At 44.0% G+C, this 18,556-nt stretch carries 15 protein-coding genes; 2 read left to right on the plus strand and 13 right to left on the minus strand.

The window, feature by feature from the left end; all coding sequences use genetic code 11:
* Positions 1–435: 435 nt before the first annotated feature.
* From NE665_RS20800 to NE665_RS20820, 5 genes are read right to left on the minus strand one after another with little or no spacing between them, the layout of a single operon-like run.
* A complete protein-coding gene (locus NE665_RS20800; RefSeq protein ID WP_117444814.1) occupies positions 436–1,245 on the minus strand; it encodes a hypothetical protein in 810 nt (269 codons plus the stop codon).
* Between the two features lie 14 nt (positions 1,246–1,259).
* Positions 1,260–2,669 carry a hypothetical protein gene (locus NE665_RS20805; protein WP_117444813.1) on the minus strand — a complete coding sequence of 470 codons (1,410 nt, stop codon included), beginning with the start codon at positions 2,667–2,669 and terminating at the stop codon, positions 1,260–1,262.
* The gene (locus NE665_RS20810) at positions 2,653–3,630 is read right to left on the minus strand and encodes a hypothetical protein (protein WP_117444812.1); all 978 of its coding nucleotides are present in this window, start codon (positions 3,628–3,630) and stop codon (positions 2,653–2,655) included. Before NE665_RS20810 ends, NE665_RS20805 begins: the two co-directional genes overlap by 17 nt.
* 9 nt (positions 3,631–3,639) lie before the next feature.
* A complete protein-coding gene (locus tag NE665_RS20815; RefSeq protein WP_117444811.1) occupies positions 3,640–4,170 on the minus strand; it encodes a signal peptidase I in 531 nt (176 codons plus the stop codon).
* Positions 4,171–4,189: 19 nt separating this feature from the next.
* Positions 4,190–4,837, minus strand: coding sequence for a hypothetical protein (locus tag NE665_RS20820; RefSeq protein ID WP_117444810.1), 648 nt, complete (start codon positions 4,835–4,837; stop codon positions 4,190–4,192).
* A gap of 794 nt (positions 4,838–5,631) precedes the next feature.
* Here NE665_RS20820 and glmS point away from each other — a divergent pair.
* Entirely contained in the window at positions 5,632–7,449 is a 1,818-nt protein-coding gene (gene glmS, locus NE665_RS20825; protein WP_117444809.1) for a glutamine--fructose-6-phosphate transaminase (isomerizing), read from the plus strand.
* Positions 7,450–8,174: 725 nt separating this feature from the next.
* Here glmS and NE665_RS20830 read toward each other — a convergent pair.
* From NE665_RS20830 to NE665_RS20865, 8 genes are all read right to left on the minus strand, one after another.
* A complete protein-coding gene (locus tag NE665_RS20830) occupies positions 8,175–8,825 on the minus strand; it encodes a site-2 protease family protein (protein WP_117444808.1) in 651 nt (216 codons plus the stop codon).
* A 170-nt stretch (positions 8,826–8,995) separates the two neighbouring features.
* Positions 8,996–10,966 carry an ABC transporter permease gene (locus NE665_RS20835; protein ID WP_117444807.1) on the minus strand — a complete coding sequence of 657 codons (1,971 nt, stop codon included), beginning with the start codon at positions 10,964–10,966 and terminating at the stop codon, positions 8,996–8,998.
* Positions 10,953–11,717, minus strand: coding sequence for an ABC transporter ATP-binding protein (locus NE665_RS20840; protein WP_117444806.1), 765 nt, complete (start codon positions 11,715–11,717; stop codon positions 10,953–10,955). The genes NE665_RS20835 and NE665_RS20840 overlap by 14 nt, the downstream gene beginning before the upstream one ends.
* A 90-nt stretch (positions 11,718–11,807) precedes the next feature.
* On the minus strand, positions 11,808–12,803 hold the full coding sequence (locus NE665_RS20845) for a sensor histidine kinase (RefSeq protein ID WP_117444805.1): 996 nt from the start codon (positions 12,801–12,803) through the stop codon (positions 11,808–11,810).
* On the minus strand, positions 12,800–13,462 hold the full coding sequence (locus NE665_RS20850) for a response regulator transcription factor (protein ID WP_117444804.1): 663 nt from the start codon (positions 13,460–13,462) through the stop codon (positions 12,800–12,802). Before NE665_RS20850 ends, NE665_RS20845 begins: the two co-directional genes overlap by 4 nt.
* 89 nt (positions 13,463–13,551) lie before the next feature.
* Entirely contained in the window at positions 13,552–14,109 is a 558-nt protein-coding gene (locus NE665_RS20855; RefSeq protein ID WP_117444803.1) for a VanZ family protein, read from the minus strand.
* Between the two features lie 524 nt (positions 14,110–14,633).
* Positions 14,634–15,380, minus strand: coding sequence for a triose-phosphate isomerase (tpiA, locus tag NE665_RS20860; RefSeq protein WP_117444802.1), 747 nt, complete (start codon positions 15,378–15,380; stop codon positions 14,634–14,636).
* 27 nt (positions 15,381–15,407) lie between these two features.
* Complete coding sequence (locus tag NE665_RS20865) at positions 15,408–16,586, minus strand: phosphoglycerate kinase (RefSeq protein WP_117444801.1); 1,179 nt, start codon at positions 16,584–16,586, stop codon at positions 15,408–15,410.
* A 198-nt stretch (positions 16,587–16,784) separates the two neighbouring features.
* Here NE665_RS20865 and NE665_RS20870 point away from each other — a divergent pair, with 198 nt between their 5' ends.
* Positions 16,785–18,365: a GGDEF domain-containing protein gene (locus NE665_RS20870; RefSeq protein ID WP_117444800.1), complete on the plus strand. Its 1,581-nt coding sequence runs from the start codon at positions 16,785–16,787 to the stop codon at positions 18,363–18,365.
* The last annotated feature ends 191 nt before the right edge of the window (positions 18,366–18,556 follow it).

Genomic DNA, 18,556 nt, shown 5'->3' on the forward strand with positions numbered 1-18,556 from the left:
AACCATAAAAAGGGAAATCCTACAAAAAATTGCGGAATTCACCATAAATTTCTACAAAAGCATTTACAAACTGTGATGCAGGTGTTATAAATATGAGTGTAGAAATCATTACATGAGCTTACAGTAAACTACTGTAGGACAACACGTCAGCGACTGAGGAAGGTCGTTTTTTTGTACCTGTTTCGTCACTGTTCTTCCCTTTGTTTCTACATATTACCACATTTAAAGAATGATAGAGATACGAAAAATACCCCTAAAAAGGGGGAATTCAGAGCATTTAGACAAAAAGATCATGTGAATGAACTGCGTGTGAAACAATCTCGTAAGCTAACCGAGGTATTTCCCTTGGCAAGCATCATAAGGATAAACTAAGTAGGGATGCAGTTATGTGACGCCGTAACGCGTTTTGAGATTTAGCAAAGAAAAAGCCCTGTTCTAATAAACAGAGCTGAGTTGACCATCCCAAGGTTCGATTTTCAGTTTTGTAAAGGTGACCTGCTTTCCCGCACCATAGGAGGATACACCGGTGATAATCTGATTAGCGCCCACCTGATCCGCAAACTGGGTATTCATTGCCCTGCCTGCCGGTATCAAAGCATCCTTATTTAGCAGATTATCATTGATTACAATGTAAATGGAACAGTTTTCATTATCTCTATTATATTTCACGAACACACGAAGCGTAACCGGACGACCATTCAAAGCAGGCAGTTCGGCTTTCGGAATCCGATGATATACCTGATTATTGGAATATTCCACATACTGATCATGCTGATTTATATTCTTCTGAAACCCCTGATTGATTATCACAAGATCCCCATTTTCTTCAAACTTCAGAATATTCCCCATTGCGGTATAATTCGTTCTGCCTTCCTCACCTTCACTGGTCACATTCGCAGAGCCGCCGAATTGAAAGGCTAGGGACTGCAAGGCATCCGGCGTAAGGGATGTCAACTCCACTGAGGCCATGTAATCCCCCTTTGCGGGTAGCTTGGTATGCTGTATAAAAGCACCGGACTCATTTTGCAGGATAATGCTCTTCTGTTCCTTGTCATAGACGGCAGTGCTGTCTGCCACGGTATCCACCATCTCATAATGAAAAAAATCATCAATCGTAATTTCTCTATGAAAGGTAAGCTCACCGCTGTAGGATTGCGAATGCGTATAGACCGCAGAGGTATCCGAAATGGAAGATAACACAATCGCACACAGCAGAACAACAGCAAGCATTGCATAGTTTTTCATTCCTGCATTCCTCCTTACTCTGTAATAAACCCTTTCTTTTTCAGATAGGCGAGAATCGGTTTGTAGTAATACAGCATAAACGCCGGTATCAGCAGTAAAATCAGTCTTCCCAAAACGGTATTGGCAAACAGGATGATCGCCCCCAGCCATCGGCTTCGTCCGCTGTAGCGTCCATAGACCGCATCGCGTGCTATGACTTTTTCATAAGCTCCTTTTTTTACATCATCCGTATACTTTAAAATATCGACCGAAAGCTTTTCTCCCTTTACCGCCTTGATGCTTGCGACCTGCGGACCGTCATCCTCATGATACAGAATACTCTGTCCCACCTGCAATGGCTCCTGTTTGTCGATCGCATCGAAGAACGCCAGGTCATTATACATAATCTGCGGCTCCATGGATTCCGTATGGAAGACAAACGGTATCACACCGAAGAAGTTGGTTTCCCGCTCTGGTGAGGATAAGGACACAAACAGCACGAACACATTAATCAGAACACCCGCCGTGATGAGTAAAACCATGGCCAGATTCACCAATGTATCCATTCCCTTTCTGCGCTGTCTGCGGACATACTGCTCCTCGACCTCACGATATCCGTCCTCCTGAAGAACAACGATATTCACATCCTCTCCCATATCCATATCCCGTTCATAAAACGGAAAATTGGTATACTGGGCAATTCGCTTCGCCCGAATGACAACCACAAGGACACAGATGATAATCATAACGATAAAGTACAACAGGTAGGAGCATTGCGACAAATCAAATAAATTTCCGGATGTGCTCATCCATATACGGTCACTCACCAGGTGATAATAGCCGCATAGAAGACGCAGCATCCAGATGCATACTGCGCCGATGATGATCACATAGCGTGCATTCTTCTGCCGTGTGATAAACAAAGAGGCACTCATGGTAATCAGGGACAAAAAGATCAAATCGATCAGCCCGCATATATATAAAGGAAGCATATACGATACGACAAACGGATATTTCAGAAACATAGTCAGAAACAGCGTAGCCGCAAAGCCGATGGTATAGTAGGCAATCACCTCGGACAGCCGCATCAGCAGCTTGACGAGAATCATGCGATGAGGCGCATAACCGTTTTTTGCCAGCGTATACCATTTGTTCTGTGAGATTTCCGCATAGGTCAGAAAATCATAATAACGAATCATATAGGCCGTATAGAGGATAAAGGCCATGATGATATACAGAGAGAGTGTGGAAAAGTAGCTTGGCATCATCAGCTGCGGCAGGGCGGTGGATAATACGCTGCGCGTCAGAGTCTGCAGCATGAAATGCAGGGAAAAGGTTAAAAGCGCTACAATGATTCCGTAAAAGAAAATCTTGTTGCGGCTTTCCTTTCGTTCCACAAACGCCTGCTTCTGTTCCTTTGTAATTATATTATGGTTGTAAATCATGATGGTTTCTTATTTCCTTCCAGGCATTTTCCACACACAGCGAATGGCGGCAGATATGATCCGGATGCAGCTGATGCTCAGTAAGTACCTTCCAGATGCTGTGATAGGTATCCGTTTTCTGTTCCTGATCCCAAACATATAACGTTTGATTCCGTTCCAGAACCGTATACTCGCTGTACGCCGTTTCTATCGCATTTCGTATTGCTGTAATATGGGCATCCTGTATAATCGTACTCAGATGATCCCAGGTCTGTACAAAGGTTTCTACCGTTCCTGTATAGAGCAGTCTGCCATCATATAAGGGAGCGATATGCGTTGCACAGCGTTCAATCAGCTGGTCGTCGAATGTGGAGAACAGCAGTGTTCGCTTCTGTTTCCGGATTTCTTCACAGATCGCGGCAATCGCCAGAAGACTGCGTTCATCGTATTCCAGCCGTGCCAGATTCCAGATAATCAGTTTACTTTCCGTGAACAGCGATACAAGAAGCGTGACCACAGAGCGCTCAGACGGAGTAAGATTTCCTATCACGGATAACGCGACATAGCCCATGTTCAGCGATATGATTTTTTCCAATATACGTTTCTGTCGGACGGCCGCATCCTCCTGTTCACGCGCGGTGATATACATCAGATATTCCAGCACATTCATATTGGTAAACAGCATATTTGTACTTCCTATATAATATACATGTGGAAGGATGGTCCGTTTTTTGCGCATCATGCCCTTTTGCGCAAGTACACAGCGGCCATCCTTATAGGGTCTTGCATTCGCTATAATTTCCAGCAGCAGTCGCACCTCAAACGCACTGGTGCCAAGGATTGCCCACACTTCGCCCTCCAGCGCCTCAAAGTTAATATCCGAAAACACCTGCTTCGGTTCCTGCTGCGGACTCTGATAATATTCCATGGAGCCGACATGCTCCATCAGTACGCACTGAGCGCGTTTCTTCGTTTGTTCCATAGCAATCACCTAATCACTTTCCGATGTGAACCGGAAGGGCAGCTTCATCACATAAACGGCCTGTATGCGATCCGATGTAAGAATATTGGGGTCTACAGAATTCGCGGGATTATCCCCCTTGGTACGATAGCCGACCGATTCATTCTCCTGTATCACCTCAACAATACGGTGTGTTATGGTTACTCCGTTATCCTGAAAGGTAACTATATCACCGACCGCAAGCTTTGCCGCGTCCTTTGGAATGCGGGAGAGGATGAGTGATTTCACCGGGATGGTCGGCACCATACTGCCGGTTTTCACTTCATATATCTGATAACCGCATACGGTCGGTACCTCTCCCCTGCTTCTTGCATCCTCCACCTGCAGCCATGTGATAAACAGAAAGGCAATGATAAGCACGCCCGCCAGATTACCAATCAGCTTGAACAGCTTTCTTCTGGCAATGTGTGTATGTGCCTTGCTGTCAAGATCATGTGCATGCTCCAGTTCGTCCAGCATTGCCTGCAGCTGTGCTTCGCTGGTATACACATCCTGCTTCATATTCCTATATATTCCTTATTTATTTATTGGCAGGCTTATATTCCGGCTGATTCATATCCTTTAAGGTTTGCGCATCCGTGGTCTGCGTACCGGTTACCGTTACAGAAATACCGGATAGCGTGTCACCTGGATTCGTCTGTCCGTCATCTTTAATAGCGCCACCACTGCCGATTGCCGTATCCAGTGCATCATTGCTTCCAGCTGTATCCTTCCAATAGAAGCCAAGCTTATAGGTGCTGTCTTTTTTATCATTAGCGGCAAATTCACCGAGCTTCTCTAATTCAATCGTTGTGCTGCCATCTGCTCTTGTTCCACTTGCCAATGCGACATTCTTATCACCATCCACGCGATATAACGTGCAGACAAGATCCGGCAGTGCCGCTGCATTTTTCAAATCCACCTTCAGCTTCAAATCCATCGGAACCTCAGTAACGATATTATCCTTATGATTCGTCACCTGGAAATCCCAGAATTCTTCGTTTCCCGGAGCCAGCTGTATGTTTATATCATTTGTTGCTGTAGAGTTTATATAAAACTTTTTCGCGCTGACCATATCATCCGTTTTTCCGGCCAGTGTATCTGCATGTGTGTAAACGGCCATGGTTCCCGCAACCATAGACGTAGCGATTGTCAGTGCTAAAGCACCCATAAATAACGTTTTTTTCATTTGTCTCTTTCCTCTCTTTACCTAATCTGCAACAGTGCTGTGATGACTCACTGCCGCATGCATCACAAGGTTTCCCCTGTTATGGCTCTGCCAATGGTATATACCATTTGGTCTATACCATATGATACTAGGCATTTGAATTATTTGCAAGCGTTTTCTTTCCCTTTTTTGGAAAAATTTTCATTTCATTTAAAGGTTGAAATTTTATACAGAATTCGTGTACAAATTCCTGTTATTTATTCATACATCCTTAACAAATCTGAAAAATCGTTTATAAACATTACAGCAGCTATGCCGTATCCTCGCTGAAAAAAATGCGGAGGATTTCGCTATACCATATAAGGATAGCATAGTGAAAACAGAGAAAAAGCATTTGGTTACTGCACCCTACTACATGCAAAATAGGAGATAGAGGAAAGAAAAAATTAAGTTGCATTCTCATGAAAGTATAGTATACTAATAACAGTTATTATGTTTCAGGGAGGGACATGAGGAATATAGTAATGAGCGCCAGGACCTACGTGGTTGACGAGGATAACAGTTATCGAAAGATTCGGCGGGTACTGTTACGGTTGCGTGTGGATCGAAAGATTTCAGACAAAGGCAAGATCATACTGCTACAAAACTGATTTCATCACACATTTATATATCATAGCAACAAGACTTATCACTCTTTTTATCATGCTTTATCAATTTTCAGTATGCTTATTGTAATGCATACATGCACAAACATATTTTTTTCGTATGCTTTTTTATCATAGAATTAGAACAATAACGAAAATGGAGGACAATTTATGTGTGGAATCATTGGCTATGCGGGATTATGCAATATCTCAAATAGTGTTTTAATTGAGGGCCTAGAGGCTCTGGAGTATCGAGGCTATGACTCTGCGGGAGTCGCTGTTGTACAGGATGGTGAGGTTCAGGTCGTTAAGGCAAAGGGGAAGGTCAGCTTTCTGAAGGAAAAAATGGAGGCTGTTCATATAGCCAGCGGTTCGCTAGGAATTGCGCATACACGCTGGGCAACGCATGGAGAGCCGAGTGAACGCAATTCTCACCCGCATCAAAGCGGCAGTACCACCCTTGTTCACAACGGTATTATTGAGAACTATAATGAGCTGAAAAAAGAACTGGAAAATGCAGGCTATACATTCCAGAGTGACACTGACAGTGAAATTGCCTGTGCCTATATTGATTACTGTTATTTTTTGAAGAAGGATAAGCAGCAGGCTCTGGCATGTGCGTATCGTCACTTCCGCGGCTCCTTTGCCTTTGCCATTATCTTTGCGGATGAAACAGATGCCATTTATGCCATGCGCAAGAACTCACCGCTAGTGCTGGGGGTTGCAAGTGACAAGGCATTCCTCGCAAGTGATATTTCCGCATTTCTGAAGTACACAAACAAATATCTGCTTCTGGAGCATGAAGAAATTGCACGCTGCAGCAGTGAAGGCATTGTCATCAAGACCTTACAGGGAGATTTTGTAAAACGCGATATTCTTGTGACAAATCTGGATATCAGAGATATTCAGAAGGATGGCTATGAGCATTTCATGCTGAAGGAAATTCATGAGGAGCCGGAGGTCGTTAAGAAAACGATAGATTCTCTCATGCAGGTGGATATGAAGGATCTGCTGAATACCATGCCGAATCTGGCAAAGTACAACGATATTCACATCGTTGCCTGCGGAAGTGCCATGTATGCGGGGATGATTGCAAAATCTCTGATTGAAACAAAAGCACGGATTCATGTGGACTGTGTATGTGCCAGTGAATATCGCTATGCAAATCCGATTTTCACGGATAAAACGCTTGTTATTCTGGTATCACAATCCGGGGAAACCGCCGATACGATTGCAGCATTGAATCTTGCGAAAGAGCATGGTGTGGATACTCTGGCAATCGTCAATGTTATCGGCTCCACAATCGCAAGAGACGCCAGCTTCGTCATCTATACAAAGGCAGGTCCGGAAATCTGTGTCGCCACAACAAAGGCATATTGTACACAGGTCGCGGTTCTTTCTCTGATTGCCTGCAATCTGGCCTATGTTCACGGTAATATTGATGAAGAGGAGGCCGCACGCATTACGAAGGAATTAAAGGATTTGCCGCAGCATATGCAGAAGCTGATAGATTCTGATCAATACAAGGCATTCGCAAAAAAAATATACGAGCACAACGATGTCTTCTTCATCGGTCGCGGATTGGATTACTCGCTATCCATGGAGGGTAGTCTGAAGCTGAAGGAAATTTCCTATATCCATTCCGAGGCCTATGCTGCCGGTGAATTGAAGCATGGTACCATCTCCTTAATTGAAAAGGGAACTCCGGTCATTGCACTTGCAACGGATGAGGATTTATATGAGAAAACAATCAGCAATATCAAGGAGGTTAAAGCACGGGGGGCTTATGTCGTGCTGTTGATCAGCGATGACCTTGATATCGCTTCGGATTATTATGATGATGTGCTGGTGGTACCGAAGGTGGATAAGTTGATTCAGGGAATCCTGACGGTGATTCCATTACAGCTGATGGCCTATGAAATTGCCAGTCTGCGTGGATGTGAAATCGATCAGCCGCGTAATCTGGCTAAGTCTGTCACGGTAGAATAAGGTATTTAACGTGTGATGTGCGTTTACATTCAATTTCCTGATACTACACACACTTTCGCACATCTGCGGTTAAATATAGAAAAGAGGGCATGGAAAATGCCCTTTTTGTGTGCAAGGTATGACGAAGCTTCCTTTTTTTTATATTCCCATATGCAAAGTATGAGAAGGCTTCTCTTTTTTCCATATTCCCAAAGGATAGGAAATTGATATTTCAATTATTCGTCGGATTATGAAACCTGTTTAGACTTCCGTCTCCGCTTACAACGAAAAGGGACCATAACGCTGATTTCCGCTACGATCCCTTTTTTAGAAACAAAATACGCATATTTCATAATCAGCTTCCGGAAATACGCCAATCCTATGACCGCCATTTTCCTTATATAAGCTCTGTAATACTCATTTCCGTTCCAGCAATCCAGATAAACTGGCTGTTCATAGCTTTTCAGCCAGGTACAGATTGCTTGCCTTTCCTATACCCTTCCCTGATAATCGGGATGCATAGCAATACGGTAAGCATACGCTGCATTTGTTTTATACGGTTTTATACAGAAGGAAGCAACCACTGTATAATCTGCCAAAAGCACATAAGTACATAAAAGCTCCCGGCGGATGTCACATTCCTATAGGTCCATTGCCGGAATCCCTTTGCAGGTAAGGCATCCTTTCAGCAAGGCTGTTATGTCCGTTGCATGCTCTGGTGATGCCTTTTCAAGCTGTAGCTTCCTTTAGCCAAGGCCGGTGATCATGCTTGCCACTTTGACGAATACATCCAAAATAGCCTCTCTGGCATGAATCAGCGGTCCATCCAGTACCCCAGTCATTAACAGGAAAATCATGATGAAGGATAGATACATTTCATATTGCATCAGCTTGAAATAAGTTTCTTCCTTTAGGATACCCATCAGTATTTTGGAGCCATCCAGCGGCGGTATCGGTATTAGATTGAAAATACCAAGGCCGACATTGATGGAAGCGGTAGTACCGATTACCTGAAACAGATAATAGGTAAACCCGTTTTTATACAGCAAACCAAAGCGAATGAACAGCATATACAGTATGACCATCAGAAAGCCGACAATGAAATTCATCAGCGGACCTGCCATTGCCGTCCAGATCATACCATCCTTTTTGTTACGGTAGAAATAGGGATCAACCTGTACCGGCTTCGCCCATCCAAAGCCAAAGAAAATCAGAGACAGGGTACCAAACGGATCCAGATGCTTGAGGGGATTTAAGGTAAGTCTGCCGCGTTCCTTCTGGGAGATATCACCCAGCTTATAGGAAACAAATGCATGTGCGAATTCATGCACGGAAAGTGCAATCGCAACAGCAGGCAGTATATAGATTAGATCAGCAAAAAAACCACGAATATCCATAAACATTCCTCCAATAGAATAGTGTTAGTATATCATATTTTGAAGGAATTACAAGTTTCATAAATGTCACCCAAGCAGGTCAGCAGGGAGTTTTATCAGCTGCATAAACCGTCTTGTCCCACATTTTTTACCTGAAATGGGATTCCTGTCATAGGAATCCCTGTTTCTGTTTACATCTGATCGATATTCCTCTTGCAGCCAAGATATGCCATCACATAATAACAGCCGTAAACGACAAGGAAGAACAGCATACTTCCACCCAGATAAATATACATATCCGCACTGGCATATGTCATCTCGAATAGCTCATCCAGCATGCGGATAATCGGTAGCAGATACACGATTGGAAGCACCAGCGGAATGATGAAATAAACCGCAATCTGCTTAGCCAGCAATGCATGCAGCTGTCTTTGATTCACCCCCATTTTATGCAGCATTGCATAGGAATACCGCTGCCGGTGAGCATCGGAAAGCTGCTGCACTGCGAGTATGGTTGCACTGATACAGATGAAGATAAACGACAGATAAAACAAAGAGAAGCAGATACTGACAAAACCCACAGCATTTTCCTCAAACCATTTCGCCTTCACACGATAAGAGGCATAGCTGTAATAGCTGTCCCCCACCTGCTCCTTGTTATCGTCAAAAAACTGATTGACCGTATCCTGATACCAGGACACCTCAGTCTCAGGATTGGTATTCGCCACCCATTCTCGAAAATACGGCTTGGCTTGCTTGACATACGCATCTGCAACGACAAGATAATAGCCGCTGTTCTGTGTCTGCCCATATTCCGTATCATCCACATCACGTAGCTGCAGACGCTTCCCCTGCAGATTCAGAGTATGCTGTGCACCATATTCCTGCAGGATATCCTTGATATCTGCTGCGCAGACTATCATATACTCATCAGCCCCCAGCGTTACGGCTGGTAATCCTTTCAAGGAGCGAAGCTTATTAAAATCGCTTTGCTTCATATAAACCGAATGCTTTTCATCCTCGGTAAAATAGCTTTTCCCCTTTACTACAGAATAGAAGTCATCACGTTCCTCACGCTGATAGTAGCGGATATCCGCTGACTGATACGAAATCTTATGTTCCTGCAAATAGCCTTCAATTGATTTCATATTGAGCTTCGTGCTGCTGCTTGCCATGATATCAAATGGTACAAAGCGTGCATTACTCAGCTCCTTCACCTCATTGAATTTCAATGCAATGCACAGAAAGAGCAAGGTCAGCAGAGTCAGTAAAGACAGTGTAGCAAGCACGGTTCGATTGGAGCGCAAGCGGCCTGCAATCTGTCCGTACAGATACATGCAGTTTCCCTTATATTTCATTTTTCTATGCCGGTCCAGAAAAATCCCAAGCACTGCCGATATGCCATAAAAGAACAGATAGATGGATACGACAATAGCAAATACTCCCAGCATGAGCAGCATAGAATCTAAGCTCTGGCCGTTTATCATACTTCTCAGATACTGCTGTGTCATATACAATCCGGCTACTGCCAGAAGGATAGCTGCCAGGAAGTAGAATACGGATAAACGAGAGCCCTTCGCTGTTTTCTCATTCCTGCTCGCATTATACAGCATGGTATGAATGCTCTGCTTTTTTAAAGCGATTCCTTCCCTGATCAGCTCCAGCAGGTAGATACTCAGAAAGCAGAGAAATGCAGCACCACATGCGTTCCAGGAGAAGGAGAGCTGAAATGCATATTCATAATCAAAAATATTCAGCAGCATAGCGTGCAGTAATTCATAGACGAAGATACCGAGCACACAGCCGATCAAAAATCCGACAGCCCCAAGAGCCAGCTGTTCAAACAGAAACATGCGGCTGACCTGTGAGCGTTTCATTCCCAGCAGCAGATACATTCCGAATTCTCGGCTTCGCTTCTGCAAAATAAAATTCGATATATAATAAATCAGCCAGGCAATAATCAGCGTTACCAGAACACTGACCATAATCATAACACTTTTGATATTGTCATAGGTCGTTACCAGATCCTGCATTTCACCGGAAAAGGCAATCGCAAAAAACGCATAGAGCAGTGTCATCGTAATCGTCACTGTAAATACATAAATACTGTATTCCTTGAGACTGCGTTTCAGATTGCGAAGTGCAAGTTTAGCGTACAGCATGCACATCACCACCCAGCAGCTGCATTACATCCAGTATTTTCTGAAAGAATGCCTTTCTTGTCAGGGAGCCGCGATAGATCTCATTAAAGATAGTTCCATCCTTCAAAAACAGAACACGCTTTGCATAGGATGCTGAAAATGCGTCATGCGTAACCATCAGAATCGTTGCCTGAAGCTCTGTATTCATTCTTTGAAACTGTTCCATAAGCAGGTAGGAGGAATGGGAATCCAGCGCTCCCGTTGGCTCATCTGCCAGAATCAGACTCGGATCATGAATCATCGCCCTTGCACAGGCGCACCGCTGACGCTGACCGCCGCTTACCTGATACGGATATTTTTCCAGAATATCCTGAATCTGGAGAATTTCTGCCAATGCGTTTATCTGTTCGTCAATCTGGCCCGCCCTTTTCTTTAAAAGTGTCAATGGCAATGCGATATTTTCCTGCAGGGTCAAAGTATCCAGAAGATTAAAATCCTGAAAAATAAACCCCAGCTCCCGTTTCCGAAATTCTGCCAGCTCGTTTTCCCGCAGCTCACAAATACTGCTTCCGTTGATCTCTATATCTCCTGCACTTACAGTATCGATGGTGGAAATGACATTCAGCAGGGTGGTTTTCCCACTGCCGCTCGCCCCCATAACCGCTGTAAACTCCTGTTTTTCAACTGCAAAGGATATATCATTCAAGGCTTTTGTGATATTCCCCTGATTTCCATAATATTTTTCCACGTGGGAAACTGTAACAACACGCATATACTTCACGTCCTCTCTACCTGAAGTATACAGAAGAAGGCCGGATAAGTGTAGGAGATTTCCTTACGAGAAGATGACAGTTCTGTAACTTTACACATGATGAAACTCCAGGCACATGGCGGTTCCCTCGCCATCAGAATCCGCATGCAGACCGATTTGCAGGGATGTACAGAGCTTTTTGCATAAATACAGACCAATGCCTGTGGAATGCGAATGAACCAGTCTTCCGTTATCTCCAGTAAAGCCCTTATCAAAAATCCTAGGTAAATCATGCGGAGGGATACCGATACCGTTATCCCGTACAATCAGACGTACACACTGCGGTTCCCTTTGTATTTCAAGACACAGAAGCGCACCATCCTTTCGCTTATATTTCACCGCATTTTCAATCAGCTGATTCAATAGGAAAATCAGCCATTTTTCATCTGCATACACCATTGCATCCTCCTCTGGAAAACGAATGGATATTGCTGCCTGTGTACAAAGATACTTGCATTGCAGCAGGGCTTCCTGAATGCAGGAAGACAGCGATATCTGCTGGATCCGAAAATCCTTTTCCACGGATTCACTTCTTGCATAAAACAATGCCTGCTCCACATAATGCTCCACCCGCTCCAGCTGCTGAAACAGCTGCCGCTTTCGATCCCCCTGCTGATTCTCAATGGACAGCTTCATCGCTGCAATCGGTGTTTTAATCTCATGAACCCACTGCTCGACATATTCCTGATATTCCCTTCGCGAGCGCTGTACTGTGCTGATTTCCTCCAGCATTGCCTTGTTTCCCAGATAGAGCAGCCAGCGGTAAAAGCCCTCCTCATGACTTGCTTTCTTTGGCAGCACCTCATGCATGAGATAGCGCTTCTCCATTGATTCAATGCTTGCACACAGCTCTTTTCTGCGTCTGTTTTTGCGAAGATAGTCCTGTGAGAAATAAGCAGAGAAAAACAACAGCCACATACCGCTCAGCAAGGCAGCCAGCCCTGCGGACAGCCCCAGAGAAACCAGCAGTACACACTGCAGCAGTGAAATCAGAAGAATCGCAGCCATGAGAATTCCATGATCCTCCAGATATTCATGTAGCTTCATATCTGATACCCCTGCCGATGGCGGGTCACAATGAAATCCTCCACTCCCAGCTCACGCAGTTTATTGCGGATTCTGGTGACGTTGACACTGAGTGCATTGTCATCAATAAACAGCTTATTATCCCATAGGTAGTCAATCAAATCCTCTCGCGGAATGATTTCCCCTTTATGCTGAAACATATAATGCAGAATTTTCACCTCATTCTTTGTCAGCTCTCTTGCGTTATTTTGATAGCCTACCCGACTCATAGCAACATCCAATGTAACACCATTGTGTGTCAGATTCTGATCCTTCCATTCGTAGGAACGCTTCAGCAGTGCCGCAATACGGGCAAGAAGAATACTGGTATTGTATGGCTTGGTAATAAAATCATCCCCGCCCATCTGCATACTGCACAGCTCATCCATATCGGTATTCCGGCTTGTCACAAATATGATGGGAACCTTGGAAAAGCTTCGCAGCTGTGAACAAATGGTAAAGCCATCCATCTGCGGCAGATTGATATCCAGCAGAATAATGTGGGGATCGAGTGTTTTCACAAGCTCTTTGATATCCTCCTGCAGATTCCAGCATACCGCTTCATATCCCTGTTTCTCCAGCAGCATCTGCAGCTCCTTGCAGATCGCCTCATCATCCTCTATAATTAAAATCGTATACATATCCAAAGCCCTCTCTTTTCTGCTTCATTATACAATAGCCGGAAGGGAAAAGAAAAGATGACCGTCGTCATCTTTCAATACTGTAAGAACTAAGCATCCCCATAGGCCTTGTTCACCAATAGGTGAATCCCACTGTATATGACGGAAATCATCGTCCAGATACAGGTGGATACCAATGCCCCAAACGTATCCAGATATACATCACTCATGGAAGACGTTCGTCCGGTGAATTTCTGATGATATTCATCACCGAATGCAAAACAGAAGCAGATACCGACGGTAAACAGAAACCGCCAGAATTTGTTTACTCCCAGAATTGCCAAGGTGATATAGACGCCGGCTGCCAACGTAAAGTATATGGAGAAGTGAGCCAGCTTTCTGACATTGGCATTCCAGTCACTGCCATAGGGAGAATGCAGAATGACGAAGTACTTGATGCGTTCGCTTAATGCAATCCCCTCTTCTGTGGTTTCCAGCTTTGTATTCACCTGTTCCTTGATTTTTTCCGTTACCACTTCACTTCGTGCATTGGACAGCTGTCCATCCTCTGCCGATAACGAGTAGATTGCAAACATGACGGACCCGCAGACACCCATAAAAATCAATGCACAGAGAATGCGGATTCCCATATTCTTTTTCTTCTTCATACGCTCACCACCTTGTTGCCTTATTGTAAAACAAAATAGGTGCATACGCAAGACATGTAGTTAAATATAACAAAAATTTAAGATATCCTACGCATACGATATCGAAAAGATGTGCGCTTTTCTATCATTTCAGAATGAGACAGCTGCATTTGGCATTTAACCACGAACACTTCCTTCATATGGAAGTATGCTGCTTTTAAGATGCCCTCCCTTATACAGCTGGTGATGCCGGGAATCGTTGTAATGCTATCGTTCTGGCTGTTTACCTATATCGAAGCACGCAAAATTAAGAAAGTGAATCCCATCATTCCGATTCATGAATAACATTGCATTGCATATTCATCCCACTATACTCATTTAAGCAGCATAATAACAGCAAGAATCGGTTGGAATGCTAATATCTGATTCCTAGCCGCCTGCATATACCATAAGAAAAAACGTAGAGCACAGTAAAAAATACGTCCATTATGATATCGGACGTATTTTTTTAGTATATGTATTTACAAATAGAGTCTACCTGTAAATTACTTTGTTTTCTCAATGATTTCGATGAAGCTGTCTGCTTTCAGACTAGCCCCGCCAATCAGAGCACCATCGATATCCGGCTGAGCCATGTATTCAACGATGTTGTTAGGCTTTACAGATCCACCATACTGAACACGAACATTTTCAGCAGCCTCGTCACCATACATAACACGTACCTGATCACGAACGATACGGCAGCAGTTTTCTGCAATTTCCACTGAAGCGCTCTTTCCTGTTCCGATTGCCCAGATTGGCTCATAAGCGATTACCATGTTTCCAACACATTTTGGACACATATCCGCAAGAGAACCAGTTAACTGATCACGAATAACTTTCTCAGAATCTCCAGCATCATACTGAGCTTCTGTTTCACCAATACACAGAATTGGTGTAATTCCGGCATCGATCAGACGTTTTGCCTTTTTGTTTACTGTCTCATCTGTGTCATTGAACATTTCACGACGCTCAGAGTGTCCGATGATACAGTGTGTAACACCAACCTCCTGCAGCATAGGTACAGAAATTTCACCAGTGAAGGCACCACTGTCTTCCCAGTGGCAGTTTTCTGCAGCGATTACCAGATTTTTCGCACCTGCAACAGCAGCAGACAGTGCAGTGTAAGGAGCACCAATACCGAATACAGCATTTTCACTTGCTGCTGCAGCATCTACAGCTTCCATGAATCCCTTTGTTTCCTTCATGGTTTTGTTCATTTTCCAGTTTCCAACAATAATTGGTTTTCTCATGTCTCGTTCTCCTATTTTCGTTTTTTATTATTTATCTGCGATTACAGCGATTCCAGGCAGTACCTTGCCTTCCATGTATTCCAGGGAAGCTCCGCCACCAGTGGAAATGTGAGAGAATTTTTCTGCGAATCCAAGCTGGATTGCAGCAGCAGCACTATCTCCGCCACCGATAACAGTCGTAGCTCCTGGCAGCTCAGAAATAGCAGTACATACTTCCAGCGTACCCTTTGCAAACGGTGCCATTTCAAATACACCCATTGGGCCGTTCCATACAACGGTTTTTGCACCCGCAAGTGCTTCCTTGTACAGCTCGATAGATTTCGGACCGATATCCAGACCCATGTAGTCTGCTGGAATGCTGTCATTGTCAGCAATTACCGTGTTTGCATCCTCTGCAAATTTATCAGCACATACGTGATCAACAGGCAGAATCAGCTTGCCCTCTGCTTTTTCGATGTATTCCTTAGCAAGCTCTACCTTGTCTTCTTCTACAAGTGACTTACCAACATTGCAGCCCATAGCCTTCAGGAAGGTGTAGGCCATACCGCCACCGATCAGGACCTTGTCAGCCTTTTTCAGCAGGTTGTCTACAACAGCAATCTTATCGGATACCTTTGCACCACCGATGATTGCAACAAATGGACGCTCTGGAGTATCCACAGCAGCACCCAGCATCTTCACTTCTTTTTCTACCAGGAAGCCTAACGCATTTGGCAGAATAGATGCGATACCTGCAGTAGAAGCGTGTGCACGGTGTACACTACCGAATGCATCCTCTACGAACAAATCACCCAGCTTAGCCCAGTAAGCAGCCAGCTCCGGATCATTTTTGCTTTCGCCTTTTTCATAACGAGTATTCTGCATTACGACGATTTCTCCGTCATGCAGTGCAGCAACTGCGTTTTCCAGTTCTTCACCACGTGTAACCGGAACGAATGTAACCTTCGTATCAACCAGCTCATTCAGACGCTCAGCAACACAGTGCAGATCGTTCTTTGCCTTATCTTCCTCAGTCTTAACCTTTCCAAGGTGGGACATCAGGATAATCTTCGCGTTGTTTTCCACTAAATATTTGATGGTTGGCAGAGCCTGAATAATACGGTTGTCGTTTGTAATCTTGCCATCTTTTCTAGGAACGTTGAAATCGCAGCGTACGATGACACGTTTTCCAGCAACATCTAAATCTTTTACAGTTCTTTTGGCCATAGTAAAATTCCTCCTTATGTATCGGCTTTATTATACCACCAAGAGCCTTTTTCGTAAACGAAATTTCACTTTTTGCGAAAAAAATCACAATTCTAAAGGATTCGATGAGAAACTGATAGAACCTGTTGTTTTCCGTGTTTTTCATACAGCATTTATAGTATAATGAGAATACAGGCTACAACAGCAAGGGAGTATGACATGAATACGATAAAAGAAACCATGCAGGATCTCATGGATATCATAAAAAGGTCCAAAAACTTTGATATGGAACAGGAGTATCAGTGCTCCGTAAAGCTTTTGAATCTGGGAAACCAGCAGCAGGACCGCTATGCCCAGGCGTTCGCGCACGCCTATCTTGCGGATTACTATATTCTTACCAGACAGCAGGATATCTGTCTGCAGCACCTGCATGAGGCGATTTCCTGTTCTCAAGAGCACCATTATGATGAGCTTTTGCTCATGTGCTATACGATTGCAGGATTGTATTACAACTCTCACTTCGATGAAATCAGCGCTGTTCAATATTATATGAATGCCTATCATATTGCATTGGAGCAGAATAATCTGCACGAGCAGATGGTGATTCTCAATAATCTCTGCGTCCTGTTTATGCAGAAAAACGATACAGCGGAAGCACTGCGCTATATCCGCAATGCCTATGAGGTATTCCTGAAACAGCAGACGCCTCTGATCGATCATGCACAGCTGATTGTCATTCTCAATCTGGTGGAGCTCTACATTCAAAACGATCAGTTAAATGAGGCTGTAAACATCTTCGACACCTATGCTTCGCAGCTGCATGAGGAGCATGCAGAGGGACTACGGCTGCATGTGATACTGCTTTGTGAGCTGTATCTTGCGGATGCCTTTCACCGAGGTGACGAGATACAGAAAATTGCGGATTACTTCGCAGCTGCCAATCTGCACCATCATCTAAACCGCAGCATGTATTTTTCTTTCTATAATGATATCTTCGACATCCTGCTGAAAATAAAGGATAAGAAGCGCTGTGAGCAGTTTCTGCAATATATGGGAGAAATCTGTCTGGAGGATGATATTGAGCAGCAGCTTCAGCTGCATCTTAGCTGGATCAATTTCGCTGAGGTGTTCCATATGGAGGATACGCTCATCAATTCCTATAAACAGTATTACCTGCTGCAGAAAATGGTGGTGGATGTCACCAATAAAACAAAGGCGGAAAGCATGAAGGAAAAGATCCTGATGGAGCATATGCTGGAGGAACAGGAGCGCATCGTTCAGGAGAAGAATGTTCTGGAGGCACGTGTGAAAATCGATGGCCTTACCGGTTTGTTTAATCGCAGCTACTTCAACACGCTGTGCGATATCATGCAGAAAAATCCCGATGTCAATGCAATCGGAATCATCCTGGTCGATGTGGATTATTTCAAGGAATTCAATGACCTGTATGGGCATTACAAGGGAGATGAGCTTTTGCGCAGGGTTGCCCTGTGTCTGGATGAAAACGGTGATTCCCGCTTCTTTGCGGCACGCTATGGCGGTGATGAATTCATCTGTCTGTGTGTCAATACAGGAAAGGATGAAATCGAAGGTTATCTGACAAAGGTCTATGAGGATTTAAAGCTGGCTCACATCGAGCATGCCACCTCTCCTGTTTCTTCCCTGGCTACGATATCCATCGGATATTCTCTGTTCGATAATGATGAAGACTTTGATTTGGAAACCTCGATCACCATGGCAGATACCGCACTGTATCAGGCAAAGAACAGCGGAAGAAACAGACACAGCTGCTGTTCTTGAAGCTTGTAAGAATAACCGCCGCATGTATGGCGGTTTTTTACAATACAGATAGCACTGCTTGTTATATAATTTCGAGTTTTACACTTGTAACGATGAAAGAAGGCCCTAAGCCCTTTAGATAAAGGACTTAAGACCTTCTTTTGCTATTCATTCAGTTTCGTACTTTTTCTTGAATTTACTACTCGTGAAAA

Source organism: Clostridium sp. DFI.1.208, assembly GCF_024463855.1.
Classification (GTDB): Bacteria; Bacillota_I; Bacilli_A; order Erysipelotrichales; family Erysipelotrichaceae; genus Clostridium_AQ.